The following is a 26363-nucleotide window of genomic DNA, read 5'->3' on the forward strand; positions in this document are numbered from 1 at the left end:
GGCATGATCGAAGCGCGGCGGCTGCACATCCTCCGTGCGGTGGCCGACCACCGCACGGTCACAGCCGCTGCCGCCGCGCTCTATCTCACCCCCTCCGCGGTCTCCCAGCAGCTCGCGGCCCTGGAGCAGGAGACCGGCCACCGGCTGGTCGAGCGCAGTGCCCGCGGGGCGCGGCTCACCCCGGCCGGCGAGATCCTGCTCAGCCACGCCAACGCCGTCCTCGCCCAGCTGGAGCTCGCCGAGTCCGAGCTCGCCGCCTACGGATCGGGCGAGGCCGGTACGGTCACGGTGGCGGCGTTCGCCACCGGCATCGGCCTCGTCGTCGCCCCGGCCATCACCGCGCTGGCCCACACCTCGCCCGGCATCCGGGTCCGGGTGCGCGACGCCGAGGGCGACGAGAGCCTGCTGATGGTCCTGGACCGCCAGGTCGACGTCGCCGTGGCCGTCGAGTACCGCGGCGCGCCCGGAGAGGACGACGCCCGGCTCACCCGCGTACCGCTGTACGCGGAGCCCTTCGACGCCGTCCTGCCTCTCGGGCACCCGCTCGCGGACGGCGAGCAGGTCGCCCTCGCCGCCCTCGCCAAGGACGCCTGGATCGGACAGTCCGCCGGCAACCCCTGCCACGACGTGACCGTCCTGGCCTGCGAGTACGCGGGATTCGCACCCCGTCTCGAACACTCCTCCGACGACTTCCGTGCCGTGGTCGCCCTCGCGTCCGCGGGCGCGGGCGTGGCGCTCGTACCGCGCTCGGCGCTGCGCGGCATGGAGCTCGACGACGTGGTGATCCGCCCGGTGGACGGCGTGGCGCCCACCCGCCGGGTCTTCGCGGCGGTGCGCCGGGGCGCCGAGGAGCACCCGCTGATCAGCCCGGTCCTCTCGGCGCTGCGCGCGGCGGCGGAGCCGGGCGGCTGAGCGGAAGGCCGACCGCATGGCGCGGCGATCCCCGGCCTGCCCATGATGGAAGGGGTGCCGGATCTCCTCAGGAGGCCTGCCATGGCCGTCACCGAAGGCACTGTGCCGTTCCGCGGATTCCACACCTGGTACCAGGTAGTGGGCGAGCTGCCCGGTCCGGGCGGGAAGCCGCCGCTGCTCGTGGTGAACGGAGGACCGGGCTGCCCGCACGACTATCTGCGGCACCTCTCGGCCCTGGCCGAGGGCGGGGGACGGACTGTCGTCTTCTACGACCAGTTCGGCTGCGGCAGGTCCGCGCACGCGGACGACCCAGCCCTGTGGGTGATGGACACCTTCGTGGACGAGCTCGGCGCCGTACGGCAGGCGCTCGGACTGGACCCCGTCCACCTCTACGGGCACTCCTTCGGCACCCAGGTGGCCCTCGAGTACATGCTCGGCAGGCCGTCCGGGGTCGCTTCGCTGGTGCTGGCCGGGCCGCTCTCCAGCGCGCCGCTCTACCAGGAGGAGGCACGGCGGCTGAAGGCCACGCTGCCGGCCGCGGTGCAGGAGACCCTCGACCGGCACGAGGCGGCGGGCACCGTCGAGGACGAGGAGTACACCGAAGCCACCACGGCCTACTACCGGCGGTTCCTGTGCCGGAGTGACCCGTGGCCCGACGAACTCGTGTACTCCCTCTCGGAGATGCGCGAGGACGTCTACGCGACCATGTGGGGCACGGAGTGGAACGTCACCGGCAACTTGAAGGACTGGGACGTCACCGACCGGCTCGGCGAGCTCGACCTGCCCGTGCTGCTGACCTCCGGACGGTACGACGCGACCACGCCGGCCGTCGTGCGCCCGATCGCCGAGGGCATCCCGGACGCGGAGTGGGTGCTCTTCGAGGGGAGCGCTCACATCCCCTCGATCGAGGAGCCGGAGCGCTACCGCGAGGTCCTCGAGTCCTTCCTGGCCCGGGTGGAGGCGGGCTGACCGCGCGGGGTCAGTCGGCCGAGACCGTCCAGCCCACCGCCTCGATCCGGTCCCGGTCGGCCGGCCTCGACGCGTCGAACAGCGGGAGCCCCGCGGCGTCGAGGACCCGCAGACCGTCCACGTACACGCCGCGCCCGACGTAGCGCTGGTCCGTCGTGTACCGCCAGCGAAGGCGTACGGGAGCGGAGACCGGGGTCGGCAGGTCGGCCGACAGGCCGGCCGTCAGCTCGTGCCAGACCCGCCCCGACCAGCCGCTCACCTTCCCCACCGCATGCCGCTGCGGCTCCTGACCCCTTCGTACGGTGGTGAACGGCACCGGCCCCCAGGTCGCGCCGCCGTCCGCCGAGGCCTCCAGGAAGGCGGCGTCCGAGCCGGGCTCGGTGTCCCACCACAGCGCGCACTCCAGCCGGGCGCCCCCCGCCACGGCGGGCAGCGTGAGCGTGGCGGTGCCGGCGCTCGCCATCCCCGAGAACCAGGCGGTCCGGCCGCGGGCCGGGCGGACGGGGACGGCGCGGGCCAGGTTGTTCGCCGCGGCGACACGGGGCGCCGAGCCGGAGCGCCAGCTGCGCACGGGGTGGACGGAGTTGCCGAGGACGACGAGGAAGGCGTCGGTCGTCGGGTCCAGGACCAGGCTCGTGCCGGTGAAGCCGGTGTGTCCCGCCGAGTGGGGCGTGGCCATCGCGCCCATGTACCAGTGCTGGTAGAGCTCGAAGCCGAGGCCGTGCTCGTCGCCGGGGAAGGCGGTGTTGAAGTCGGTGAACATCAGACCGACGGACTCGGGGGAGAGGATCCGGGCGTCGCCGTACGCCCCGCCGTTGAGGAGCGTGCGGGCGAGGACGGCGAGGTCCCAGGCGCATGAGAAGACCCCGGCGTGCCCGGCGACCCCGCCCAGGCTGTACGCGTTCTCGTCGTGGACCTCGCCCCACACCATGCCCCGGTCGAGGCCGGACCAGGGGAGCCGGGCGTCCTCCGTGGCCGCGATCTTCGGCTTCCAGGAGAGCGGGGGATTGAACCGCGTGCGGTGCATCCCGAGAGGAGCGGTGATCTCGTTGCGGAGCAGTACATCCAAGGTGTGACCGGTGATCTCCTCCAGGATCAGCTGGAGCGCGATCAGATTCAGATCCGAGTACAGATATCGCGTCCCGGCCGGGTTCGCCAGGACCTCGTTCCACAGCAGCCGCAGCTTCCCCTCCCGCGTCGGCTCCTTGTACAGCGCAATCCAGGAGCGGAACCCCGAGGTGTGCGTGAGCAGCTGACGGACCGTGACGTCCTGCTTCCCGCCGCCCCCGAACTCCGGCAGGTACGCCGTGACCCTGGCCTCGAGCTCCAGCGACCCACGCTCGAGCTGCTGGACCGCCAGGATCGACGTGAAGAGCTTGGAGACGGAGGCCAGATCGAAGACCGTGTCCTCGGCCATCGCGATCTGTCGGTCCGCCGGCAGCTCGAACCCGCTGTCGGTCGTCTCGTCGTACCCCGCGTACCGCACGGCCGCTCCGATCGGCCGGTGCAGCGCGACCGTCCCGCCCCGCCCGGCGAGCAGGACCGCCCCCGCGTACCAGGGGTGCTTGGGGGAGGGCGCGAGGAACGCCTCCGCGTCCGCGACCAGCCGGTCGAGAGGACCGGGCAGCAGACCGGCCCGCTCGGCCGTCCCGCGCCGCAGCGTCGTCCGGGGGCCGCTCGGGCCCTCCGGCCCGGAGGCCGCGGCGACCCCCGGAATCGAGCCGACCATGAGCGCACCTCCCAGGGCGAGAAGCCGGCCGCCGAACGCTCGGCGGCTGAACCCCCGGCCCATCGAATCCACTGTCATCCCCACCCTCTCCCACCGTCCTGAAAGAATCCTTCGGCCACACCCGTAACGTCTGAAACTTTCTTACCGGGGTGGCGGCGGGTCAAGGAAGCGTGCGGCAGGGCAAAGAATCTGACGCTGCATCAGAAAATCTCTTCCCTCGGCCGATCCGCTGCGGCATCCTGCCGCCATGAAGACGGAGCTGAGCCAAAAACTGGGGATCGAGCACGCCATCTTCGGCTTCACGCCCTTCCCCGCGGTGGCCGCGGCCATCACCAGAGCCGGCGGATTCGGCGTCCTCGGCGCGGTCCGCTACACCGCCCCCGACGACCTCGCCCGCGACCTCGACTGGATGCAGGACCACACCGACGGACTGCCCTACGGTCTCGACGTCGTCATGCCCGCCAAGAAGGTCGAGGGCGTGAGCGAGGCCGACGTCGAGGCGATGATCCCCGAAGGGCACCGGGAGTTCGTCCGCACGACCCTCGCCAAGCACGGCGTCCCCGAACTCGCCGAGGGGGAGGCCTCCGGTTGGCGCATCACCGGCTGGATGGAACAGGTCGCCCGCAACCAGCTGGACGTCGCCTTCGACTACCCCATCAAGCTGCTCGCCAACGCGCTCGGCTCCCCGCCCGCCGACGTCGTCGCCCGCGCCCACGACCACGACGTGCTCGTCGCCGCCCTCGCCGGCAGCGCCCGGCACGCCCGCCACCACGCCGACGCCGGGATCGACATCGTCGTCGCGCAGGGCTACGAGGCCGGCGGCCACACCGGCGAGATCGCCTCCATGGTCCTCACCCCCGAGGTCGTCGACGCCGTCTCGCCCCTGCCCGTCCTCGCCGCCGGCGGCATCGGCAGCGGCGAACAGATCGCCGCCGGACTCGCCCTCGGCGCCCAGGGCGTCTGGCTCGGCTCCCTCTGGCTCACCACCACCGAGGCCGAACTCCACTCCCGCGCCCTGACCGCCAAACTCCTCGCCGCCGGCTCCGGCGACACCGTCCGCTCCCGCGCCCTCACCGGCAAGCCCGCCCGTCAGCTGCGCACCGAGTGGACCGACGCCTGGGACGACCCGGACGGGCCCGGCACCCTCCCCATGCCGCTGCAGGGACTCCTCGTCGCCGAGGCCGTCTCCCGTATCCAGAAGTACGAGGTCGAGCCCCTGCTCGGCACACCCGTCGGACAGATCGTCGGCCGGATGAACTCCGAGCGCAGCGTCCAGCAGGTCTTCGACGGGCTCACCCGCGGCTTCGAGAAGGCCGTCGACCGCATCGACCGCATCGCCGGACGGAGTGCCCCGTGAGTGAGCCCAACGGCTTCTGGTCCCAGGCCGCCGCCGACCCCTCCCGTACGGTCCTCGTCGCACCCGACGGCCAGGAGTGGACCGCCGGACGCCTCCACGCCGACGCCAACCGCCTCGTCCACGGACTTCGGGCGGCCGGTCTGGAGCGGGGTGACGCCTTCGCCGTCGTGCTGCCCAACGGGGTGGAGTTCCTCACCGCCCATCTCGCCGCCACCCAGGCCGGGTTCTACCTCGTTCCCGTCAACCACCACCTCGTCGGGCCCGAGATCGCCTGGATCGTCGCCGACTCCGGCGCCAAGGTCCTCCTCGCCCACGAGCGGTTCGCCGCGGCGGCGACGGCCGCCGCCGACGAGGCGGGGCTGCCCGTCACCCATCGGCACGCGGTGGGCGAGATCCCCGGATTCCGCCCGTACGCCGAACTCCTCGACGGACACCCGGAGTCGGCGCCCGCGGACCGCACCCTCGGCTGGGTCATGAACTACACCTCGGGCACCACCGGGCGCCCCCGTGGCATCCGCCGCCCGCTGCCCGGCAAGCTCCCCGAGGAGACGTATCTCGGCGGCTTCCTCGGCATCTTCGGCATCAGGCCCTTCGACGGCAACGTCCACCTCGTCTGCTCGCCGCTCTACCACACGGCCGTGCTCCAGTTCGCGAGCGCCGCCCTGCACATCGGCCATCCCCTCGTCCTCATGGACAAGTGGACCCCCGAGGAGATGCTCCGGCTGATCGACGCGTACGACTGCACCCACACCCACATGGTCCCCACCCAGTTCCACCGGCTCCTCGCCCTCCCGCAGGAGGTGCGCGACCGGTACGACATCTCGTCGATGCGGCACGCCATCCACGGCGCCGCCCCCTGCCCCGACCACGTCAAGCGGGCCATGATCGACTGGTGGGGGAGCTGCGTGGAGGAGTACTACGCGGCGAGCGAGGGCGGCGGCGCGTTCGCCACCGCCGAGGACTGGCTGAAGAAGCCGGGCACGGTCGGCAAGGCCTGGCCCATCAGCGAACTCGCCGTCTTCGACGACGACGGCAACCGGCTCCCGGCCGGTGAACTCGGCACCGTCTACATGAAGATGAGCACCGGCGGCTTCTCGTACCACAAGGACCGGGCGAAGACCGCGTCGAGCCGCATCGGCGACTTCTTCACGGTCGGTGACCTGGGCGTCCTCGACGAGGACGGCTATCTCTTCCTGCGCGACCGGAAGATCGACATGATCATCTCGGGTGGGGTGAACATCTACCCCGCCGAGATCGAGTCGGCCCTCCTCGCCCACCCCGCGGTCGCCGACGCCGCCGCCTTCGGCATCCCGCACGGCGACTGGGGCGAGGAGGTCAAGGCCGTCGTCGAGCCGGCGGAAGGGTACGAGCCCGGCGAGTCGCTCGCCGCGGCCATCCTGGCGCACTGCGAGGAGCGCCTGGCCGGATACAAGCGCCCCAAGTCGGTCGACTTCGTCGCCGCCATGCCCCGTGACCCCAACGGCAAGCTGTACAAGCGGCGGTTGCGGGAACCGTACTGGGAGGGCCACGAGCGTCCCCTCTAGGAGCCACCGGAACGTGTCGTACCGCGGTCGGCATCCGGACAAGCCGCCCGGTGAAGAGACGGTGGGGCCGGTGTGGTGGCGGCGAGGTGGCGCCTGGGGAGCGGCGGCGCTGACCCGGTGCTTCACCGGCCCCTCACGTGCTGTCTTCGAACACAATGCGGCGGTTCTGTCCCCCAAGTGACAGTGACCGGTGAGTAGTTGAGGCTGGAATCACCGGGCCTCGATTGACTGGGACACGTCACTGACTCAGTCTCGCCGGGTCACTGCTCGAGCGCGTCGCCGCACTCGTGGCCGACGCCCGGTTTTGGGGGAAACCATCATCCAGCGCAGACACCATCGAAGCGCGCGCGGTCTGCTGCGCGGCGCACTGTTCGCACTCACCACCACGGCGGCGCTCACGGCCGCATCGCTCGGCCCGGCCCGGGCGGCCGAGCCGCCGGGACCGAGCGCGACCACCGAAGTGGCCTACCGGGGGCACACGTTCACCGTCCCCGCGTCCTGGGACGTCGTCGATCTGGACAAGAACCCGGACGCCTGCGTCCGGTTCGACCGCAAGGCCGTCTACCTCGGCGCGCCCGGCACCGGACAGGACTGCCCGGCCACGGCGTTCGGCCGCACCGAGGCGCTCCTGGTCCAGCCGGCCGCGGCCGGTGAACGCACCGGACAGGCCGCCCAGGTGACGGAGAACCGCACCTCCCGCACCTACGAGGCCGCCGCCGGCGAGATCGCCGTCACCGCGTCCTACGGCGGCGACCGGGAGCTGATCCGGAACGTCCTGCGCAGCGCCTCCCTGCCCGTCGACGAGGCGCGCACCGAGGCTCCCGAACCTCCCGGGGCCGCCGCGCAGCCGCTCGCCGCCGTCCAGGCCCTTCCGGCCGACGCCACGTCCTTCCAGGGCAAGGGATTCGACCGGTGCGCGGCACCGCCGTCCGGCCAGATGAACACCTGGAAGCAGTCCTCGCCCTACGGCGCCGTCGGCGTCTACATCGGCGGGGAGAACGCGGGCTGCGGAGTCACCGTCGACGCGGCGTGGATGCAGGCCCAGTACGACAAGGGCTGGCGCTACTTCCCCATCTACGTCGGCCCGCAGGCCTCGCCCGACGCGGGCAGCTGCGGCGGCGACTGCAGCGCGATCACCGACCCGGTGCCCGAGGGCGCCGCGGCGGCCCGGGACGCGGTCACACAGGCGGCGGGGCTCGGCCTCGGCGCGGGCTCGGTCCTGTACTACAACATGGAGCACTACGACCCGGCGCACACGTCCAAGGTCATCCCCTTCCTCCAGTCGTGGACCACGACCCTGCACGAACTCGGCTACCGCTCCGGCGCCTACGGCAGCCTCTCGTCCCTCGCCGCCGACCTGGTGAAGGCGGACGGGAACGGCTACGTCCAGCCCGACGTCCTCGACTTCGCGAAGTGGGACGACAATCCCACCACCTCCGATCCGGCCATCCCGGACCGGCTGTGGGCGAACCACCAGCGCATCAAGCAGTACTCGGGTGATGTCACCGAGTCCTACGGCGGCGTGACGCTCGACATCGATGCCAACCAGCTCGACGTGGGCGAAGGCGTCGTTCAGCCGCCGGCCAAGAAGGACACCGCGCTCGCCTGGTCCGGTCCCGCCACCGTGTCCAACGGCTCGCCGGCCGCCCTCAGCGCCACGCTCACCGAGAAGGACGGCGGCGCGCCCGTCGCCGACCGCGAGGTCAGCCTCGCCCTCGGCGCCGGCTCGGGCGTCCAGACGTGCGAGGCCACGACCGACGCGGCCGGCAAGGCGACGTGCACCGTGCCCGCCGTCGACCAGCCGCTGAACGCGGACGCCACCGTCCCGGCCACGGCGGCCTTCGCGGGCGACGACGCGTTCAAGGAGTCGCAGACCTCCGCCGTGCTGAAGCTCCGGCACGTGACCGGACGCGCCTTCGGCCTCAAGGCCGACGTCCCGCTCCTGGGCCTGCCGGTCCGCATCGAGCCCACCCCCGACACGGGAACGGTCCGCACCGCGGGCGCCGGGACGAAGGCCCCCGCCTGCGCGGCGGGCGTGAACGCCCTGCTCCTGTCCGCCGACACCCTGTGCGCCAGGGTCGAGACCAGGACCGGCCCGAGCAGCGCCACGGCCACGGCGAGCGTGGAGGAGGCACGGATCGGCCTGCCCGGCCTGCCGGTCGTCGGGCTCTCCGGCGTCAGGGCCACCTCCACCAGCAGCTGCACGGACACCACGGGCAGCACCGATCTGACGCTGACCGTCGCCGGTGCGCCGGTGGAGGTCGGTGACCTTCCGAACGTCACGGTCGACCTCGGGCTCGGGGCCAAGCTCGTGGTCAACGAGCAGATCGAGACCGCCGGCGGGCTCACCGTCAACGCGGTGCACCTGATCGCGGCGGGCGGTATCGACATCGTCGTCGCGTCGAGCACGACGGCCGCACACAACTGTCAGTGGAGCAGGGGGACTTCAGTATGAACACCAGAATGAGGATCAAGGGTTTCACCGCATTACTGGCCCTGGCAGCGGCGTTCGGTCTCTCGCTGACCGCCCCGGCGGCGGCCGCCGAGGCCCCGGCGCCGCCGGACGCCCCGGCCGTGGGCGTGCTGGCCAAGCCCGCCTTCCTGGCCCCGTTCGAGTGCGGTTCCGAGTGGACGTACTCCACCTACCCGGGACACGGCAACGTCCTGGACTTCATCCGCTCCGACGGCAAGCCGTCGCTCGGCTCGCCCGTCCTCGCCTCGGCCGCCGGCACCGCCACCCGCCACTACCAGGAGGGCGGCGCGGGCCAGTACATCGTGATCGAGCACGGCGACGGCTGGCGCACCGAGTACATGCACCTCGACACGTACGGCGTCGAGGACGGAGCCAGGGTCGAGCAGGGCGACAAGATCGGTACGGTCGGGAGCACCGGCGGCAGCACCGGACCCCATCTCCACCTGCAGCACAAGCTGAACGGCGCGCTCCAGGACATCGAGCTGGAGGGTACGTCACTGGTGCCGTACCCCGGTGAGTACGGCGAGAAGTTCCTCACCAGCACCAACGGCTGCGGAGGCGAGGAACCGCCACCCCCCGTCCAGAAGGACACGCGGCTGGCCTGGACCGGACCCGCGAGCGCGGCGAACGGCTCGCCGGTCAGGCTGTCGGCCACGCTCACGGAGAAGGACGGCGGGGCGCCCGTCGACGGTCGCAAGGTCGGCTTCACGCTGGGCACCGGGGCGGGCGCCCAGTCCTGTGAAGGCACGACGGACGCCCAGGGCGCGGCGAGCTGCTCGATCGCGTCCGTCGACCAGCCGCTCGGCGCGGACGCCACGGTCCCGGCCACGGCGGCCTTCGCGGGCGACGACGACTTCAAGGCCTCGGACACCTCGGCCACACTGAAGCTCCAGTACGTGAGCGGGCGGGCCTTCGGCCTCTCCGCCCGCGTGCCGGTCCTGCTGATCCCGATCGCCATCGCGCCGACCCCGGACACCGGTGAGGTGCGCACCGCGGGCGCGGAGACGAAGGCGCCGCCCTGCACACAGAACATCAACGCCCTGGTCCTGACCGCCCAGGCCCCGTGCGCCAAGGTCGTCACGACCGTGGGCCCGAGCACCGCGACCGCCTCCGCGACGCTGGCCGAGGCGACCGTGGGCCTGCCCGGACTGCCGGTCGTCAGGCTGTCGGGCGTCACGGCGACCTCGACCAGCAGCTGCACCGCCAAGGAGGGATCCACCGAGCTCGACCTGAGCATCGCGGGCACGCCGGTCACCGTGCCGGACACACCGAACCACACCATCGACCTCGGCGTCGGGGCGAAGATCGTCGTCAACGAACAGACCGAGACGGCCGACGGGTTCACCGTGACCGCGGCCCGCATCACCGCCCCTGGTGGTGTGGACGTCGTCATCGCCTCCAGCACGAGCGGCGCGCACAACTGCGCCTGACAGCACCGGCATGACAGAGGGGAACGCCCCGCACACCCTGTGCGGGGCGTTCGCCGCCTCCGGAGCAGCAAGCCGGTTGTCCGCTTTGTGGCACTATGCTGATCATGAGTTCGAGTGCGGTGGGGCTGACACGGCAGTGGGCGACATGGGGGCCGGTCGTGGCGGCCGTCGCCCTCGGGCTCGCGTGGGGGCGCGCTCTCCCCGGCCTCGCCGTCGCGCTGATCGCGCTCTGCCTGGTCGCCGCCGTGCTCGCCGCCGTCCACCACGCCGAGGTCGTCGCCCACCGCGTCGGCGAGCCCTTCGGCTCGCTCGTCCTGGCCGTCGCCGTCACCGTCATCGAGGTCGGACTGATCGTCACCCTGATGGCGGGCGGCGGCGAGAAGACCTCCACGTACGCCCGGGACACGGTCTTCGCGGCCGTCATGATCACCTGCAACGGCATCGTCGGTCTCTCGCTGCTCGTCGCCGCGCTGCGCAACCGCGTCGCGGTCTTCCACGCCGAGGGATCCGGCGGCGCCCTCGCCACCGTCTGCACCCTCGCGACCATGACCCTGGTCCTGCCCACCTTCACCACGAGCCACCCCGGCCCCGAGTTCTCCGCCGCCCAGCTGGCCTTCGCCGCCGTCGCCTCCCTCTGCCTGTACGGGGTGTTCGTCACCGTCCAGACCGTCCGGCACCGCGACTACTTCCTGCCGGTCCCGCGCGAGGGCGAGGGCCACCAGTCAGCGGAGGAGCACGCCGAACCGCCGACCGACCGTCAGGCCTGGACGAGCCTCGGCCTCCTGGTCCTGGCGCTCGTCGCCGTCGTCGGCAACGCCAAGCTCGTCTCACCGACCATCGAGGACGGTGTCGAGTCGGCCGGACTCCCCAAGGCCGTCGTCGGCGTGATCATCGCCCTGATGGTGCTGCTCCCCGAGACGCTCGCCGCCGTGCGCGCCGCGCGCCGCGACCGCATGCAGACCAGCCTCAACCTCGCGTACGGCTCCGCGATCGCCAGCATCGGCCTGACGATTCCGGCGATCGCGCTCGCCTCGATCTGGCTGTCCGGGCCCCTGGTCCTGGGCCTCGGGGCCGTCCACATGGTCCTGCTCGTGCTCACCGCCGTGGTGAGCGCCCTGACCGTGGTGCCCGGACGAGCCACTCTTCTCCAGGGCGGCGTCCATCTCTCGATCTTCGCCGCCTTCGTGTTCCTGTCGTTCAGCCCCTGACCCGGACCACCTTCAAGGCCGGCGACCGCAGGATGTCCTTCTCGCAGAACCGGGATGTCACCCAGCGCTCGCCCGCGTACAGCTCGGTCTGGTCGCTGTAGTGCGGGGAGCGCGCGTTGGACGACTGGGAGTACGTCAGCAGGGTGCGCGCCACCGGGCAGCGGCTGCCGTCCCAGCCCACCGCCTGGACATGACTCGTCCCGTGCGCCACCTCGGTGTAGCCCCCGCCGGCCGCGTTCCACACGGGCTCCGTCTTGTTCCAGATCCCCAGCGACTCCGTGCCGCCGCTGACCGGGATGCGCTTGCCGCCCCGTACCACGAACTGGTGCGCGCCGAGCGGCGCGTCCAGCGGGATGCCGGCCGCCCGCAGCTCCGCGACCGCGTCACCGAGCGCCTTGGCGAAACCGGGCGACGCGGTGTTCAGGGTGTGCGGCGTGCGGACCGGGTCGGCGGCCGAGAACGGCACCTTCCACTGCTCGGCCGGCGGCACCGCCGCGACGAACTTCCGCCAGAACCGGTCGAAGAGCAGCGCCCCCTCGCTGTCGCTGTTCACCGTCCGGTCCCAGGCCCCGATCACCCGGCAGGCCTCCGGGTCGCCGGGCAGGACCGAGGCGCACGCCTTCGACGCGTCGGCGGCGGCCAGATCACCGGCCGGAGCCCGGTTGGCGAACTGCTGGGCCTGGAGGTCGGCCACCGTCAGCCCGCCCCTGGCGGCCATCGCCGCCACGTCCTCGATCCCGCCGCGGGTGCGCAGCGAGCGCGGGGTGGCGATGGTGCCGAAGACCCGCTCGTAGCCGGTCAGCGGCCGGTCCGCGTTGGTCAGCCAGGCGCTGTCGTTGGAGTTCTCCACGTACGGGGCGTTCCGCAGCACCGGCATCTTCGAGGGTCCGAAGACACCCGGCTGGACCGCGTCCGGGTCCGAGCCCAGCGCGCAGTCGCCCCGTGACCCGTCGAGGACCGCCACGCCCGAGGCCGGGTACGTCGCCCGGCCCAGCGGGGTGGAGCAGCGCTGTGCCAGCTCGTCGGTGATCCGGGGGAGCACCTGCGACTGCGTGAACAGCGAATTCCCGGAGGAGTCCGCGGCGATGGTGTTCACCCAGGGCAGGCCCTGCGTGCGGCGCAACGCGTCGAGGACGTCCTGCGTGGAACGGGCCTTGCCGAAGCCGAGCGCGGTGTCCGAACCGCGCAGGTTGGCGGCGTTGGGGTCGTTGAGCGCGAAGGCCGTCGTCGCCGTCCACGGCAGCGGAAGCTGCGCCCCGAGCCCGGTCACCACCGGACCGTACCGGGTCCAGTACTGCGTACGGGTCACGGGCGCGCCGTCCTCGACCGGCACGGTCACGGTCCGCCGCGTCATCCTCTCCGGCTTCCCGTCGACGAGATAGGCGGTCGGGTCGGCCGGGTCCAGGGTCAGCTGGTGCAGGTTGAGAGTGACGCCCGTGGCGACCGTGTGGCTCCAGGCCACCTTGTCGTTGAAGCCGATGTTGACGACGGTCGTGCCGAGCAACGAGGCGCCGGAGACGTTGAGTTCGCCGGGGATGGTCTGCTGCGACTGCCAGAAGCGACGGCCGCCCCGCCACGGGTAGTGCGGATTGCCGAGCAGCAGTCCACGGCCGTTCGCGGTCGTCGCGCCCTGGAAGGCGACGGCGTTGGAGCCCATCGTGGCGTTCTCCGCCGCGAACAGCTCGCGGGCGGCGGCCGCGGTACGGGCCGGATCCGCGGCGGGATCCGCGGCGGGATCCGGGAGGGAGGTCGGGACGGCGGCTGTGGGCGGCTGGGCGGCGGTGATGCCGTCGATGCCGCGCCCCTGGCCGCCGAGCACGGAGACCGCGAACCCGCGGCGGGCGACGTCCAGTCGGGTCACCGGACGGACCCAGCCGGCGTCCTTGCACGCCGGGTCGGTGATCTCGTTCTGCTTCAGCCAGGCGTTGTAGCCGGCCGCCCAGCCCCGCATCAGCTCCTTGAGCTGCGTGCTCGGGCCGGCCGGGGCGGGGCGCTCGAGCAGCGCCTCGACCGTGCCCGCGTCCCGCACCCCGCGGAAGTACAGATCGCTGGAGAGGTTCCTGGTGGCCGAGGACAGCGAGCCGTCGGGCACCCCGTCCGGGCCGAACCAGCGAGAGCGCTCGCCGTTCACGGTCACGAACCCGTCGGCGAGCGGGCATATCTGGTCGGCGGCCTGCGCCCAGCCGGTGCCGAAGCCCAGATCGGCGTAGTCCGCGGCGACGATGTGCGGGATTCCGTACTCGGTGTACCGGATGACGGCCGACAGGCCCCGGTCGGAGGGGCGGTGGTGCCGGTCGCCGGGGTCGGCGACGGCCGTGGCGGGCAGCGACGCGGTGACGGTGGCGAGGGCCGCGCCGGCGAGCACCAGGTGTCTCAGGCGGGTGCGGAGGTGCAACGTGCCTCCCAACGGAAGGGTGGTTACTGCGGGTCGGACCATGCACGCAGCAGAGCGCCGACCTTGTCAACATGCCGTTCGGTATCCGAGGTCCGGCGCCATGCGACGCGCTCCCGGTACTTGACCCCCCGCCAGGAAGCCGTCGAGGATCCGGACATGGAACGACGACTCCTCACCCGCACCGTCGACGGCGTCCTGCGCATGAGCGCGCAGCGCACCCCCGAGCGGATCGCCCTGCGGTACGCGGACCGCTCCTGGACCTACGCGGAGCTGGACGAGGCCGTCACCACCGCCGCCGCCGTGCTGCGGGAGCGGTACGGGCTCGAGGAGCGCGCCCGCGTGGCGACGTACGGCCACAACTCCGACGCCTACCTCATCGCCTTCCTCGCCTGCTCCCGGGCCGACCTGATCCACGTCCCCGTCAACCACCATCTCACCGGCGAGGACCTCGACTACATCCTGCGCCAGTCGGGCAGTTCACTCGTCCTCGCCGACCCCGGGCTCGCGGACCGCGTCCCCGCCGACCTGACCGTACGAGCCCTGCGGGACACCGATGACTCCCTCCTCGCGGCGCTCGCCGAGCCGGACACGTACGACACCGACCGCGACGCCCGCGAGTACGTCCAGCTGCTCTACACCTCGGGGACCACCGCCCTGCCCAAGGGCGCCCGGATGACCCACCGCGCGCTGGTCCACGAGTACGCCAGCGCCATCGACGCCCTCGACCTGAGCGAGGACGACAAGCCGGTCCACTCGCTGCCGCTCTACCACTCCGCGCAGATGCACGTCTTCCTGCTGCCGTACCTCGCGGTCGGCGCCGAGAACACCATCGTCGACGGGCCCGACCCGACGGTCCTCTTCGACCTGATCGAGGCGGGCCGCGCCGACAGTCTCTTCGCGCCGCCGACCGTCTGGATCGGCCTGTCGAACCACCCCGAGTTCGCCACCCGCGACCTGTCCGCCCTCCGCAAGGCGTACTACGGCGCCTCGATCATGCCGGTGCCCGTCCTGGAGCGACTGCGGGAGCGCCTGCCGGGGCTGCGGTTCTACAACTGCTTCGGGCAGAGCGAGATCGGCCCCCTCGCGACCGTCCTCGGCCCCGACGAGCACGAGGGTCGCATGGAATCCTGCGGGAGGCCGGTCCGTTTCGTCGAGGCGAAGGTGGTCGACGAGGACGGCGAGGACGTGCCCGACGGCACGCCCGGCGAAGTCGTATACCGCTCCCCGCAGTTGTGCGACGGCTACTGGAACAAGCCCGAGGAGACGAAGGAGGCCTTCCGGGGAGGCTGGTTCCGCTCGGGCGACCTCGCGGTGCGCGACAGCGAGGGCTACTACACGGTGGTCGACCGGGTGAAGGACGTCATCAACTCCGGGGGAGTGCTGGTCGCCTCGCGGCAGGTCGAGGACGCGCTCTACACCCATCCGGCGGTAGCCGAGGCGGCCGTGGTCGGGCTCCCCGACGAGCGGTGGATCGAGGCCGTGACGGCCGTCGTCGTCCCCCGCGGCGAGGTGACCGAGGCGGAACTCGTCGAGCACGCACGAGAGCGGCTCGCCCACTTCAAGGCTCCGAAGAAGGTGCTCTTCGTGGACGAGCTGCCGCGCAACGCCAGCGGGAAGATCCTCAAGCGGGAGCTGCGCGAGCGCTTCGCCGCCGCATGACGACGTGACGCCCGCTCCCGCCCGCATCCCGGCCTTCCGCGGCGGGAGCCCTGTCGTGCGGCACGGCTCCCGCGGCACTCATGTCAGCCTGCGCGTTCCTCGGTCAGGTTGAGGATGTTTCCCTCGCTGTCCTTGAACCAGGCACACCGCATGTCGTCCATCTCGACGACGCTGTCGACCGTCTTGAGGCCGGGCAGGTCGTAGTCCTCGAACGTCACGCCCTTGGACCGCAGTTGCGACATCTCCGTGTCGAGGTTCGCGACCCTGAAGCTCGCCAGTGTGTGCTCGGCCCGGCCGCCGTAGGGCGTCTCATAGAGGCCTATCGTCGTACCACCGCTCTCGAGCCGGGTGTCCTCGGTCGTCTCCCTCGTCACGGTGAGGCCGAGGGTCTCGGTGTAGAAGCCCTTCGCGCGGGCCATGTCGTTGACCGGGATCATCGCGGCCACGGGTGAGTCCGCCAGCATCGAAACCACCTCCTCCCTCCAGGCTACGCAGTGGCCCGCCCGGTCACAGGTCGAGCGGGCCGGGCGCGCCGAGCGGGTGACCCGGCGGCGACGTGGAGTGACCGAGCGGGCCAAAGGTGGGAGAAGGCGTTCAGCGTGCGTCCCGCAGGTCCACGATCCGCTTGATCTTCCCCACCGACCGCTCCAGCGTCTCGGGGTCGACCACCTCGACCCCGACCGAGACACCGATCCCGTCCTTGCACGCCGCCGCGATGGCCCGGGCCGCCTCCGCGCGCTGCTCGGGCGTCGCCCCGGGCCGCGCCTCGGCCCGTACCGTCAGCGCGTCGAGCCGGCCCTCCCGGGTCAGCTTCAGCTGGAAGTGCGGGGCCACCCCGGCCGTACGGAGCACGATCTCCTCGATCTGGGTGGGGAAGAGGTTCACCCCGCGCAGGATCACCATGTCGTCGCTGCGCCCGGTGACCTTCTCCATCCGCCGGAACACCCGCGCCGTGCCGGGCAGAAGCCGCGTCAGATCCCGCGTCCGATAGCGGATCACCGGCATCGCCTCCTTGGTGAGGGAGGTGAACACCAGCTCGCCCTCCTCGCCGTCCGGCAGCACCTCGCCCGTGAACGGGTCCACGATCTCCGGGTAGAAGTGGTCCTCCGAAAAGAGCACACGGAGCCGTACGTCACGCTACGCTCACGGCTATGCCGATCGACCCCGCCTACCTGCACCTTGTGCACCCAGACGTCGTCTGGGACTGCTTCCTCTACGGCCGCAACAGCGTCGACCCGAAGAAGAAGGGCCGCTCCGTCGCCGACCAGTTGAAGGACGGCCAGGGCCTCGCCGACCAGTACGGCTGGCCGGTCAAGGACGTCTTCAAGGACACCGGCATCTCGGCGAGCCGGCACGCCCGCAAGAAGCGCGACGACTTCGAGGACATGCTGGCACGAATCGAGGCGCGCGAGGTTCGCATCGTCGTTGCCTTCGAGGCATCCCGCTACTACCGCGATCTCGAGGCATACGTACGGCTGCGCAACGCCTGCTACTCCGCCGGGGTGCTCCTCTGCTACAACGGCCAGGTCTACGACCTCAGCAAGCGGGCGGACCGCAAGGCCACCGCGATGGACGCGGTCAGTGCCGAGGACGAAGTCGAAGGCATCCGAGACCGCAACCTCAGAACGACACGTGAGAACGCGGAGAAGGGCGGTCCGCACGGTCCCACCCCGTACGGTTACCGGCGCATCTACGATCCGGACACCGGCGACCTGGTCGACCAGATCCCCGACCCGAAGCAGGCCAAGAACGTCGTCAAGATGTTCGAGGATGTGAAAGCCGGCAAGTCATTGCGGGGCATCGCCGAGAAGATGAACGAATCCGGCGAGGTGACGCGGCTCGGCAAGCGGTGGGTCGCGCGCAGCGTGTACATGGTCCTGCGGAACAAGGCATACCTCGGCAAGCGGCTGCACAAGGGAGTCGAGTACGAGGGCACCTGGGAGGGCCTCGTGAAGCCGAAGCTTTTCGACGAGGTCCAGGTGTTGCTCGATGGCCGGCTGAAGGGTTCCGGGGGGTCGACAGCGGTGAAGCACCTGCTGTCCGGACTGGCGCTGTGTGGCGTCCATGGCGGCATGGATCCGGCGCAGCCCGACCTAGGGACGCTGCGCAAGACGACGACGGCCCGCGGCAGATGGGTCTACCGGTGCAACCAGCTCGACCTGTCGGTGAACGCTGACCTGTTCCAGGCGTACGTCGAAGAGGGCGTTGTGGCATGGATGCGCACCAAGGAGGCCGCGGCTGCGTTCCGCAAGCCGAAGGACGGAAAAGCCGCTGCTGCGGCACGCGCTCGGCTGAAGGCCATCGACGAGCAGCTCCTGGAGGCCAGGGAGGCGGCTGGGCAGTTCGATGAGAACGGCCAGATCAAGCTGTCGGCGCTGTCGCTGGCTTCGATCGAGAAGAGCCTCAGCCCTCTACGGCAGAAGGCGGAGGCTGATCTCAAGCGTGCCGAGGCCACGATCCCGGCGATCCTCCGGGACCTCTTGGGCAACCCCATGGCCGACGAGGTGTGGGACGGACTCGACCTGCACCAGCAGCGGTTCGTGCTGAAGCAGGTCGTCACCGTCCGCCTGTTCAAGGCCAGGGCGCCCGGCGTGAAGCGCATTGAGCCGGGCAGGGTCACGCTGTCCTTCTACGGGCAGGAGGGCTTCGTCCCGGTCACTTAGTTCCCCGCGTGCAGGCAGACGCGGGGCTCCGGGAGGGGTCGGCCGGCGGCGAGGCACCCGTTGCGCCCCGCTGTCGGTTCACTCGGCACCGCCGGCCCAGGCGTGGTGGCAGTCGGGCTCGGAGACGGTCCAGGGGCCGCGGTTGCCGAAGGGGCACCAACCCCTGCGTCACGTAACTCCGGCTTCTCTGTGGCCGCTTCGACGGCGCGAGCCCGTGGCGAGCTGCGCCGCGCATCCGTCGTGATCGGACGGGCGTCGAACGCTACGCCCGGTCGGCCACGCGCAGCGGGGGGCATTGCGGGCGTAGCTGGGGACGTCGCTGCTCCGACGCTCGGTTTCGGTGGTGGTGGTTTCTCATCGGTGGCTCGGGGAGCGGGGGCCAGGAGCACGACGGTGAAGCCTGTGTCCGCGATGGCGAGCGTCGTCGTTGTTCTGACCGCGACCGGATGCGTGCGTACCTCCCTGCCGATGGTTGCGAGGGCGGCGGCGCCACCCTCGATGAAGAGGCTGAGGTGACGTTTCTGCCGGACTGGTTCAGGCCGTACGGGGACGGCGGTTGGGCGCACCCCGATGGCGCGCAGTATCTGTTCGCTGTCGTGTTCAACGCGTAGCTGTGTGAGCTGCCAGCTGATGTTTCTGAGCTGCCGGAAGAGCAGGTACACACCCAGTGCCAACGCGAGGAGCACGCCCGCGAGTAGGACTTCCAGCATCCTCAACCCCCACGAGATGACCTGCGGTTGTGTCCAATGCACTGTGCATGGACGTTGAGGATGCGGCATCAGATGCGCCATGTCTCTGGCATATGCACTGACCGTTACAGATCTGTGACCATGCGTTCGATCGGGTGCGATTGACTACGGGTCGCCAGCTGCCAGGTCTGGACCAGGGTTCGGGTCTTCCTGCTCGTTGTCGGCGCTCGCCTGTCGCTCGATCTGCTCTGCAAGGGTGCGCAGAAGTAGCGCCTTCTCCCGCTTGGAGCGGGGGCGGTTGTCGAGCGCATTGAGGATGATTTGCTGCTGCCACTCCTCCAGTTCGGAGAGTGTGGCCTGTGGTCCTGCCGGCGCCGCCGGTTCGCCGGATCGCTCGATCTCTCGCAGGATCGCCGCCGCGTCCTCGCGTCCCGCGTTGGCCAGCCTGCTGGACGAGATCCCGACTGTGTGCGCCATCTGGGCGAGTGTCGGTGCCGGTGCGACGACTTGTGTTGAGGAGTCCTTGCGGTAGCCGGCCTCGATCTGGCGCCAGCGGGAGCCCGAGAACTTCACGCTCATCCGCGCCGCGGCGGACTCAGGGCTGAGTCCGGCTGCCTCTCGTGCCAGGCGGAGGAGGGAGGTCTCGGGCGGCGGTGTCGGCTTCGCCGTCATGGCCCTTCCTAACCGTGCGTCTTGGACTTTCTTGAACTGTATCGAACTGGTCCAGCGCGAGTGCTAGTGGACCTCACGCAATCTCCACAAGTGGACGAGCATCTGTGCAAGCCGGGAGCCATAGTCAAAGAAAGTCGAACCTACTGAGTGGTACATGCTTGTACTGTCCGGTTGAGTCTCGTACTGTCTAAGACATGAGAACCCGAATAGACCCCAAGCGCCTGACGCGCAGAAGGATCGAGGCGGGGCTGAACCAGACCGAGCTGGCCGACAAGGCCGGTGTCAGCAAGCAGCACGTGTCGATGGTCGAGAGCGGCTCCGCGAACTTCTCGCCGCGCAATCTGGCGAAGATCGCTGGAGCGCTCGACTGCACGATCTCCGACCTGCTCTTCGACGACCAGCCGGCCACCAGCTCTGGGAGCGCCGCCTGATGACCGGGGAACAGCGCCGTCGCATCCTCACCGCCGCTGAGCTCGCCGACGCCCGCCGACAGGCGACTGAGGCAGTCGCTGCCGTGGGGATCCCCCTCGACCTCATCGAACGGCTGCGCCCGGTACTGGCCCCCGTCGCGGAACGGCTCGCCGCCGAATCCGCTGTCGCGATGCCCGAGGCCGCGTGATGCGCGTGACGGGGATCGCCTGCGCCTGGATCTGTCCGGCCTGCAACCACCGCAACCCCGTGTGGCGGATGGTCTGCCGACGCTGCCGCACCGAACGGCCCCTGGGGGCCTGACAAGCGAAAGGGCCCGCCGGATGCCCCCGGCGAGCCCGGCCCACTGAGCACTAGTCAGGAAGTGGACCCGATGGAGTCCAGCATCGCACAACCCGCCACCGCACCACTGGTCGCGGCAGAGCGGACCGCCCCTCTCCGATGGACCGGCCTCGTGACCCATGACGACGCGACCGGATCCGCCACCGTCGCCTGCGAGAGCTCGGATGGCATCGCGGCCGACCTCGTCCTCGACGACGAACTGCGCGAGGCACTGGGACTGCTACTCGTAGCTCCGGCCGCCGACGGGGAAGTGTGCGTCTGCCCCCGCCACGGCGTAAACGGCACAGCGGGTGTCCCGGTTGAGACGACCGACCTCGTGGTTGTCCTGCGCGCTGTCCAAGAGGCCATCGACATCCCGTTCCCCGCCACCTTCGGCGACGCCGAGGTGCGGGACCGAATCTTGGCCAACCGGATCACGCACGTCAGCGTCGCCCTGGAGAACGTGCTGAGGGAGCGCCCGACGCTCGAAGTCGCCTGGCACACCGACTACCTGCGCCGCAAGCTCGCCGACCACCCGGCCACCGGCTACGTCACGAGTGACCAGGCCCGCGCCGCACTCACGCAGGGCGCATCGTCGACGGCTCCCGCCACACCGCCCAGGGCAGGCGACGATGCCCGTTGAGCCGCTCACCCGGGAGTACCTGAGGCAGGTGCAGGGCCGCGTCCTAGCGACCCGGCAGGGCAGTTGGGACCTCCTTCTCGACGATGAGGGTCACCCCTGCGGCTTCGGCCCCTTCAGCTTCGTGGAGACGTGGAGGGACGCCGAGCTCGTGCCCGCCATCGACTTCTGCCAGCACGCTCGGACCGACATCCCCCAGCTTCTCGGCGAGGTCGCCCGCCTCACGCAGCGCCTCGCGCTCGCCGAGGCCCGGACTGCTGCGGGGGCTCGCGATGACCGTTGAGACCGCCGCCCCCACTCTGCCCCTGGCCTCTTCCCGGGTCAGTGCGATCCGCGCCCGCGCGGCCCGCACGCCGGGCACACCGGAAGGACGCGCCATCCGGGACCTGCTCGGCGAGGTCAACCGACTCCGCGCTGCCCTGGCACGCGCCGTGAAGCAGCCGAACCCGCTTACCGCTGGGGAGATGGCCGCCCTGATCGGCGCCGCGCGTGCCGAGTCCGCACAGCAGACCGGGCAGCGCCTCGGAGCCAGCCACCACACGATCCGTACGCAGCGCCAGCACGCGCTTCGGCGGCTCAAGGCCAACACCCTCGCGCAGGCCGTCGCGATCGCGTGCGTCAACGGCTGGATCACCCACGAAGACCTCAACCCGAAAGGGGATCAACGATGACCGTCAGGCCCGGCTACCGGGGCACCGTCGTCAGAACAGACGAAATCCGGACCGAACTGGGGGTGCTGGCCAGGCTCCACCCGCTTGGCACGCGTGTCCGGCACGCCTGTGGCCGCGAGGGAACCATCACTCTCGACCAGCCGCCGCACGTCCCCGGCACGTTCGACGGGAGGCCGACCGCCAGGTCGTTCGCGGACACGTCCAACGGCGCCGCCATGGTCTGTGCCTCGTGGGACAACGAGTTCGGCTTCGACCGCTGGATCGTCTGGGTCCCCATGGAGTCCGTACGCACCGTCGAGCGCCAGCGCGTCAACCGGCCGGGGCTCGCGGGCGGTGCGCGATGAAGTACGCCGTCATCGACGCCACGTTCGGCGGAATCGCGCTCCGCGACGGCGAGCCCGACTGGGACACCCTGGTCGGCCCCGAAGGCCGGTCTCACGTACGACTCCACCCCTCGCTCATGTCGGCGGGCTGGGCCAACGACTGCGGCCACCTCTTCCCGGAGACCTACGCCCGGAACATCGTCGGCTCCTGCCTCCTCGTAGCCATGGGAGCCAGCGCCCAGCCGTACGCGGGCCCGATCGTCATCACCGGCTGGGACTACCTCGCCGTACTGACCGCGCGCTGGGACGACTTCACGGCCGGGGCGGAGATCAGCTCTCTCCAGTTGCCCGAGGATGCACTGCTCGGCATGCACCGCCGCGTGCGCGCCGCCATCAGCGGCGCCGCTGAGCCGCACTCCCTCGAGGAGCGCGACTGGATCCGTGAGATGCGCGACTTCGCCGACTTCGTCCGCCACGCTCCCGCGCCCCGTCTCACCGTGCTCGGCGCCAACGAACGGACGGCCGCCTGATGCCCATCGACCCGATCGTCTTCGACCTGCGCGCCGCACGCCCCATGACCGACGCGGACCGCGTCCTCGGCCAGATCGAGCGCGGCGAGGTCCGCGCCGACCCCGACGCCGCACGCGAGATCGCCGCCCGCCACCAGGCCGCCTACGGCGACGTCTGGGACCAGCCGTCCACCGACGGACTGGCAGACACCGCCGAGAAGGCGAGCGCCTGATGACCACCCGCCCGACGTCAACGCCGCCCGGGGCCGGTCCTCACGAGCCGCACCCGGGAACCAAGGCCGGACAGGAGCGCCGCTCCGACGCTCCCATGACCCCGCCTGCGTCGGGCGGGTCCCCAACCACTCGCTCAGCGTCAACGTCACCCGCCGCCGGCCTCCCCACCGCCGGACACGCGGGAGCGAAGGCAGGAGAGGAGTCCGACCGTTCCCTTGCGACTCCCAAGACCCTGCCTGCGCTGAGCGAGTTCCCTAACGCCCGCCTCATCCTGCCCGCCGACGCACCCGAGCCCGAGTGGCACGCGGTCCGCCGCAGCGGGATCGGCGGTAGCGACGTCGCCGCGATCCTCGGCATGAACCCCCGCTGGAAAGGCCCGCTGCACGTCTGGGAAGAGAAGCACGGACGCGGCGACCACTCCGACAACGAGTACGCCTACTGCGGGCGCAAGCTCGAGCCGGTCATCGCTGAAATCTTCAGCGAGCGCAGCGGCCTCGAGATCGCGCCGACGCCCGGCACGCTCCAGCACGTCGAGCACGCGTGGATGCTCGCGAACATCGACCGGCTCGTCCTCGAGCCCTCAACCGCGCTCGGCTACCCGGTGATCGCGCCGCTCGAGATCAAGAACCGGTCCGAGTACCTGGCCAGCGAGTGGGAGGAAGACGTCCCTGACGTCCCAGCCCTCCAAGCCCACTGGTACCTCGCCGTCACCGGCTACAGCCACGCCTACGTTGCGGCGCTGATCGGCGGCAACCGACTCCGCTGGTACCGACTCGAGCGCGACGAGGAACTGATCGAGCACCTAGTGACCTACTGCGGCGACTGGTGGATCCGACATGTCGTCGAAGGCACCCCGCCGCCCCCCGACGGCTCCCGCGCCACAACCGAGCTCCTGGCGCACCTCTTTGACGTGCAGCCCGACGGCACCGCCGAGGTCGACCCGGTCGAGCACATGCTGCTGACCGAGCGGCGCAGGGGACTTAAGGCGCGCATCGCCGCTGACACACACGACCTGGTCGAAGTCGAGAACCAGTTGCGCGTCGCCGTCGGCGAAGCAGAAGTCGCCACTATCGGCGGCCGACCCGTCTACACCTGGCGCCAGAACGGCAACTTCGCCGCCGCCCGCTTCCGCGCCGCCGAGCCCGAACTCGCCGCCGAATACACCCACATGGTCCCGGCAATCGACACCGAACGCCTCGCCGCAGACCACCCCGAGACCTACCGCGAATACCGAGCACGCCGTCTCGTCGTGCCCTCGGAAGGAACGACATGAGCAACCTGAAGGACCGCGTACGAGAGGCAACCGGTGTCGAGCCGGCGCCCCAGCCGACGACGGACATCGCCCTGAACGACAGCGCCCTCGCGTGGCTGAACGACCGCTCCACGTACTTCACCGACGCCCTTCCCCGTCACGTCGACAAGGCGCACTTCGTCTCCGTCGCGCTGTCGGTCATGCCGAACCTCGTGAAGTGCACCCACGCCTCCGTGCAGCAGGCGCTCCTCGCCTGCGCCCGCTTCGGCCTCGAACCGGACGGCAAGCACGCCGCGATCGTCCCGTACGGAGACACCGCGACCTTCCAGCCGATGTACGAGGGTTACATCGACCTGATGTACCGCTCGGGCCGCGTGGACAGTGTGCACTTCGGCTGGATCCACGAGAACGATCGCTGGGCCTACACGCCGACCGCACCAGCTCCGCACGACTTCCTTCACGAGCCCCGTGTGGATCTGTCGAAGAAGCAGCGCGGTCCAGGCATCCTCGCCTACGCCTACGTGTGGATCAGGGGCGGCAGCAGGTCCCAGGTCATCCTGCTCAACCGCGAGGACGCGGAGGAGATCCGCAACAAGTACTCCAAGGCGTACCGGAAGGCCGAGAGCAACGGCAAGAAGGACAGTGCCTGGCACACCGACTTCGACGCCATGTGGGCCAAGTCCTGCGTGCACCGGCTCACCAAGCGAGTCCCCACGTCGCCCGAGCTGATCGAGCTGATGCGCGCGGACATCGACGCCGACGACGGAGCGCCCGCGCCCACCATCATCCGGTCTTTCGCCGTGGACTCGCGCACGGAGCCCGTGCCGAGCAGCGACGAGGATCAGTCCCCGGTGGCAACCACGTGGCCGCAGGCCGCGCAGCCGGGCTCTGGCCGTCCGTCAGGCGAGGCGGCTGATGACGGTGACCGGTCATGAGCCACGAGCACGAGGACCGGATCATCCGGGAACTCGAATCCATGGGTGTTCGCGGAGTACGTGCCTGCGAGTGGACGCCCGAGCTCGCGCTCTCGGTACTGCGAGAGAACCGCCGCCGCTACGCCCGTGAGCCGTGGATGCAACAGACCGATCGGGTCGCGTCCATGCTCGCGCAGCAGCTTGTCGCCGAGACCGGTGTCAGCCCGGCGGACATCTCCACGGTGCTTCTCGCCGCCGGCGCGAAGCTGGCCTCCCTGTCGATCGGGAACGCCGAGCTCAGGGCCGCGACCGCCGCCGAGATTATGCAGTGCGCGGCCGACGACCTGGACCAGCAGGCCAGGGCAGGTGAGCAGCGGTGAGCGCTCTGGCCATCTCGATGACCGTCTACGGCCACCCGGCGCCGCAGGGCTCCAAGAGGTCATTCGGGCCAGGCCGCATGGTCGAGTCATCGAAGTACGTGAAGCCGTGGCGCGAGGCTGTGAAGGCCGCAGCCCTCGACGTCATTCACCACGACCCGGCCTGGGCGCGCCTGGACGAAGCGGTCTCGCTGGACGTGACGTTCTACTTCGACCGCCCGAAGGGCCACTTCGGAACCGGCCGGAACGCAGGCCAGCTCAAGCGCTCCGCGCCCGTGTGGCCCACGTCCCCGCCGGACCTGTCGAAGCTGATCCGCTCCACCGAGGACGCGCTCACCGACGCGGGCGTGTGGCGCGACGACAGCTACGCAGCCGCGATCCGCGCCTCGAAGCGCTACGTCGACGACGGCCCCGGCACCCTCAGCACGCCCGGAGCGGTCATCCGCGTCTGGCGCCTGCACGACCAGCTCAAGGAGACAAGCAGTGACCAGCCTGCGATTTGACGCCAAGGTGTCCGCCTCGGCACAGGAGGCCCTGGAAGCGCACACCCGACCCGTCTACGACAACCCGGGCGCACGGCGCCTGTTCATCGGCGAGTTCGCGCACACCGAGCGCACCCAGCCGGCCCCGGGCTCGGAGAAGGAGCCGACGGCCAAGGTTCGGATCACGAGCCTGGAGATCCCGAACCACGAGCAGGAGGGCTACGTCCGCGAGGCGCTGCGGTTCCTGCACCTTCAGCGCACGGCGCGCGGAACCCTCGACGACGACGGGCAGCTCGAGCTCGACGAGCACACGCTCCGCCTGACCGGCGGCCAGCTCTCGTACATCGAGACTGCGCGCCTGCGGGCCGCGCTCAGCCACTGGTCCTCGTACGCCCGCCGGGTGCTCCACGCCTCGAACCTGACCGTGTCCGAGATCCAGCACGAGCTGCGGACCATCTCCGACGGCCTCACCGCGGCGCTCAACGGCGCCCGTGACGACAGCGAGGAGTGA

Annotated in this window: 26 protein-coding genes and 1 pseudogene; 22 read left to right on the forward strand and 5 right to left on the reverse strand. The window is 70.8% G+C overall.

All coding sequences use genetic code 11. From position 1 onward, the window contains the following. Nucleotides 1-3: 3 nt before the first annotated feature. Together FDM97_RS16660 and FDM97_RS16665 are read left to right on the forward strand one after the other, a co-directional pair. On the forward strand, nt 4-912 hold the full coding sequence (locus FDM97_RS16660; protein ID WP_137991194.1) for a LysR family transcriptional regulator: 909 nt from the start codon (nt 4-6) through the stop codon (nt 910-912). Nucleotides 913-993: 81 nt separating this feature from the next. Beyond that, the gene (locus FDM97_RS16665) at nt 994-1881 is read left to right on the forward strand and encodes a proline iminopeptidase-family hydrolase (RefSeq protein WP_175439141.1); all 888 of its coding nucleotides are present in this window, start codon (nt 994-996) and stop codon (nt 1879-1881) included. 10 nt (nt 1882-1891) lie between these two features. On the opposite strand, the gene FDM97_RS16670 is transcribed toward FDM97_RS16665, so the two are convergent. Then, nucleotides 1892-3688 (reverse strand): serine hydrolase, encoded by a 1797-nt coding sequence (locus FDM97_RS16670; protein ID WP_137991196.1) that lies wholly within the window; start codon nt 3686-3688, stop codon nt 1892-1894. Nucleotides 3689-3857: 169 nt separating this feature from the next. Between FDM97_RS16670 and FDM97_RS16675 the strand changes: the two genes are divergently transcribed. The 5 genes from FDM97_RS16675 to FDM97_RS16695 all read left to right on the forward strand — a co-directional run bounded on the left by FDM97_RS16675 (nt 3858) and on the right by FDM97_RS16695 (nt 11622). Further along, nucleotides 3858-4967, forward strand: a complete 1110-nt coding sequence (locus FDM97_RS16675) for an NAD(P)H-dependent flavin oxidoreductase (RefSeq protein ID WP_137991197.1) — start codon at nt 3858-3860, stop codon at nt 4965-4967. Then, entirely contained in the window at nt 4964-6511 is a 1548-nt protein-coding gene (locus FDM97_RS16680; RefSeq protein ID WP_137991198.1) for an acyl-CoA synthetase, read from the forward strand. The genes FDM97_RS16675 and FDM97_RS16680 overlap by 4 nt, the downstream gene beginning before the upstream one ends. 304 nt (nt 6512-6815) lie before the next feature. Then, a complete protein-coding gene (locus FDM97_RS16685; RefSeq protein WP_137991199.1) occupies nt 6816-8966 on the forward strand; it encodes a DUF1906 domain-containing protein in 2151 nt (716 codons plus the stop codon). A gap of 8 nt (nt 8967-8974) precedes the next feature. Continuing rightward, on the forward strand, nt 8975-10414 hold the full coding sequence (locus FDM97_RS36425) for a M23 family metallopeptidase (RefSeq protein WP_137994859.1): 1440 nt from the start codon (nt 8975-8977) through the stop codon (nt 10412-10414). A gap of 104 nt (nt 10415-10518) precedes the next feature. Next, on the forward strand, nt 10519-11622 hold the full coding sequence (locus FDM97_RS16695) for a calcium:cation antiporter (RefSeq protein WP_137991200.1): 1104 nt from the start codon (nt 10519-10521) through the stop codon (nt 11620-11622). Here the strand turns inward: FDM97_RS16695 and FDM97_RS16700 are convergent. After that, a complete protein-coding gene (locus FDM97_RS16700; RefSeq protein ID WP_137991201.1) occupies nt 11612-14017 on the reverse strand; it encodes a penicillin acylase family protein in 2406 nt (801 codons plus the stop codon). The two genes, FDM97_RS16695 and FDM97_RS16700, sit on opposite strands and share 11 nt — an antisense overlap. Nucleotides 14018-14173: 156 nt before the next feature. Between FDM97_RS16700 and FDM97_RS16705 the strand changes: the two genes are divergently transcribed. Continuing rightward, a complete protein-coding gene (locus tag FDM97_RS16705; protein WP_137991202.1) occupies nt 14174-15676 on the forward strand; it encodes a fatty acyl-CoA synthetase in 1503 nt (500 codons plus the stop codon). An 83-nt stretch (nt 15677-15759) separates the two neighbouring features. Here FDM97_RS16705 and FDM97_RS16710 read toward each other — a convergent pair whose 3' ends face one another. Then, complete coding sequence (locus tag FDM97_RS16710) at nt 15760-16140, reverse strand: VOC family protein (RefSeq protein ID WP_137991203.1); 381 nt, start codon at nt 16138-16140, stop codon at nt 15760-15762. Between the two features lie 130 nt (nt 16141-16270). Continuing rightward, nucleotides 16271-16783: pseudogene (locus FDM97_RS16715) on the reverse strand (phenylacetate--CoA ligase); the annotation flags it as partial. 44 nt (nt 16784-16827) lie between these two features. Between FDM97_RS16715 and FDM97_RS16720 the strand changes: the two are divergent. Next, the gene (locus FDM97_RS16720) at nt 16828-18339 is read left to right on the forward strand and encodes a recombinase family protein (RefSeq protein ID WP_137991204.1); all 1512 of its coding nucleotides are present in this window, start codon (nt 16828-16830) and stop codon (nt 18337-18339) included. A gap of 854 nt (nt 18340-19193) precedes the next feature. Here the strand turns inward: FDM97_RS16720 and FDM97_RS16725 are convergent. Then, nucleotides 19194-19700 carry a helix-turn-helix domain-containing protein gene (locus FDM97_RS16725; RefSeq protein ID WP_137991205.1) on the reverse strand — a complete coding sequence of 169 codons (507 nt, stop codon included), beginning with the start codon at nt 19698-19700 and terminating at the stop codon, nt 19194-19196. 194 nt (nt 19701-19894) lie between these two features. Here FDM97_RS16725 and FDM97_RS16730 point away from each other — a divergent pair, with 194 nt between their 5' ends. From FDM97_RS16730 to FDM97_RS16795, 13 genes are all read left to right on the forward strand, one after another. Next, nucleotides 19895-20131, forward strand: a complete 237-nt coding sequence (locus FDM97_RS16730) for a helix-turn-helix transcriptional regulator (RefSeq protein ID WP_137991206.1) — start codon at nt 19895-19897, stop codon at nt 20129-20131. Next, the gene (locus FDM97_RS16735; protein WP_137991207.1) at nt 20131-20319 is read left to right on the forward strand and encodes a hypothetical protein; all 189 of its coding nucleotides are present in this window, start codon (nt 20131-20133) and stop codon (nt 20317-20319) included. Before FDM97_RS16730 ends, FDM97_RS16735 begins: the two co-directional genes overlap by 1 nt. Nucleotides 20320-20583: 264 nt before the next feature. After that, complete coding sequence (locus tag FDM97_RS16745) at nt 20584-21093, forward strand: hypothetical protein (RefSeq protein ID WP_137991209.1); 510 nt, start codon at nt 20584-20586, stop codon at nt 21091-21093. Next, nucleotides 21083-21373 (forward strand): hypothetical protein, encoded by a 291-nt coding sequence (locus FDM97_RS16750; RefSeq protein ID WP_137991210.1) that lies wholly within the window; start codon nt 21083-21085, stop codon nt 21371-21373. Before FDM97_RS16745 ends, FDM97_RS16750 begins: the two co-directional genes overlap by 11 nt. Then, the gene (locus FDM97_RS16755; protein WP_137991211.1) at nt 21363-21761 is read left to right on the forward strand and encodes a helix-turn-helix domain-containing protein; all 399 of its coding nucleotides are present in this window, start codon (nt 21363-21365) and stop codon (nt 21759-21761) included. Before FDM97_RS16750 ends, FDM97_RS16755 begins: the two co-directional genes overlap by 11 nt. After that, complete coding sequence (locus FDM97_RS16760; RefSeq protein ID WP_137991212.1) at nt 21758-22105, forward strand: hypothetical protein; 348 nt, start codon at nt 21758-21760, stop codon at nt 22103-22105. The genes FDM97_RS16755 and FDM97_RS16760 overlap by 4 nt, the downstream gene beginning before the upstream one ends. Continuing rightward, nucleotides 22102-22614 (forward strand): hypothetical protein, encoded by a 513-nt coding sequence (locus FDM97_RS16765; RefSeq protein WP_137991213.1) that lies wholly within the window; start codon nt 22102-22104, stop codon nt 22612-22614. Before FDM97_RS16760 ends, FDM97_RS16765 begins: the two co-directional genes overlap by 4 nt. Beyond that, a complete protein-coding gene (locus FDM97_RS16770; protein WP_137991214.1) occupies nt 22614-22826 on the forward strand; it encodes a hypothetical protein in 213 nt (70 codons plus the stop codon). The genes FDM97_RS16765 and FDM97_RS16770 overlap by 1 nt, the downstream gene beginning before the upstream one ends. Nucleotides 22827-23098: 272 nt before the next feature. Then, a complete protein-coding gene (locus FDM97_RS16775) occupies nt 23099-24100 on the forward strand; it encodes a YqaJ viral recombinase family nuclease (RefSeq protein ID WP_254705927.1) in 1002 nt (333 codons plus the stop codon). Further along, on the forward strand, nt 24097-25014 hold the full coding sequence (locus tag FDM97_RS16780) for a recombinase RecT (protein WP_137991215.1): 918 nt from the start codon (nt 24097-24099) through the stop codon (nt 25012-25014). Before FDM97_RS16775 ends, FDM97_RS16780 begins: the two co-directional genes overlap by 4 nt. Beyond that, complete coding sequence (locus tag FDM97_RS16785) at nt 25011-25373, forward strand: hypothetical protein (protein ID WP_137991216.1); 363 nt, start codon at nt 25011-25013, stop codon at nt 25371-25373. The genes FDM97_RS16780 and FDM97_RS16785 overlap by 4 nt, the downstream gene beginning before the upstream one ends. Beyond that, nucleotides 25370-25873, forward strand: a complete 504-nt coding sequence (locus FDM97_RS16790; protein WP_137991217.1) for a RusA family crossover junction endodeoxyribonuclease — start codon at nt 25370-25372, stop codon at nt 25871-25873. Before FDM97_RS16785 ends, FDM97_RS16790 begins: the two co-directional genes overlap by 4 nt. Then, nucleotides 25854-26363, forward strand: a complete 510-nt coding sequence (locus FDM97_RS16795; RefSeq protein WP_137991218.1) for a hypothetical protein — start codon at nt 25854-25856, stop codon at nt 26361-26363. The genes FDM97_RS16790 and FDM97_RS16795 overlap by 20 nt, the downstream gene beginning before the upstream one ends.

Origin of the sequence: Streptomyces vilmorinianum, assembly GCF_005517195.1 — a bacterium.
Classification (GTDB): domain Bacteria; phylum Actinomycetota; class Actinomycetes; order Streptomycetales; family Streptomycetaceae; genus Streptomyces; species Streptomyces vilmorinianum.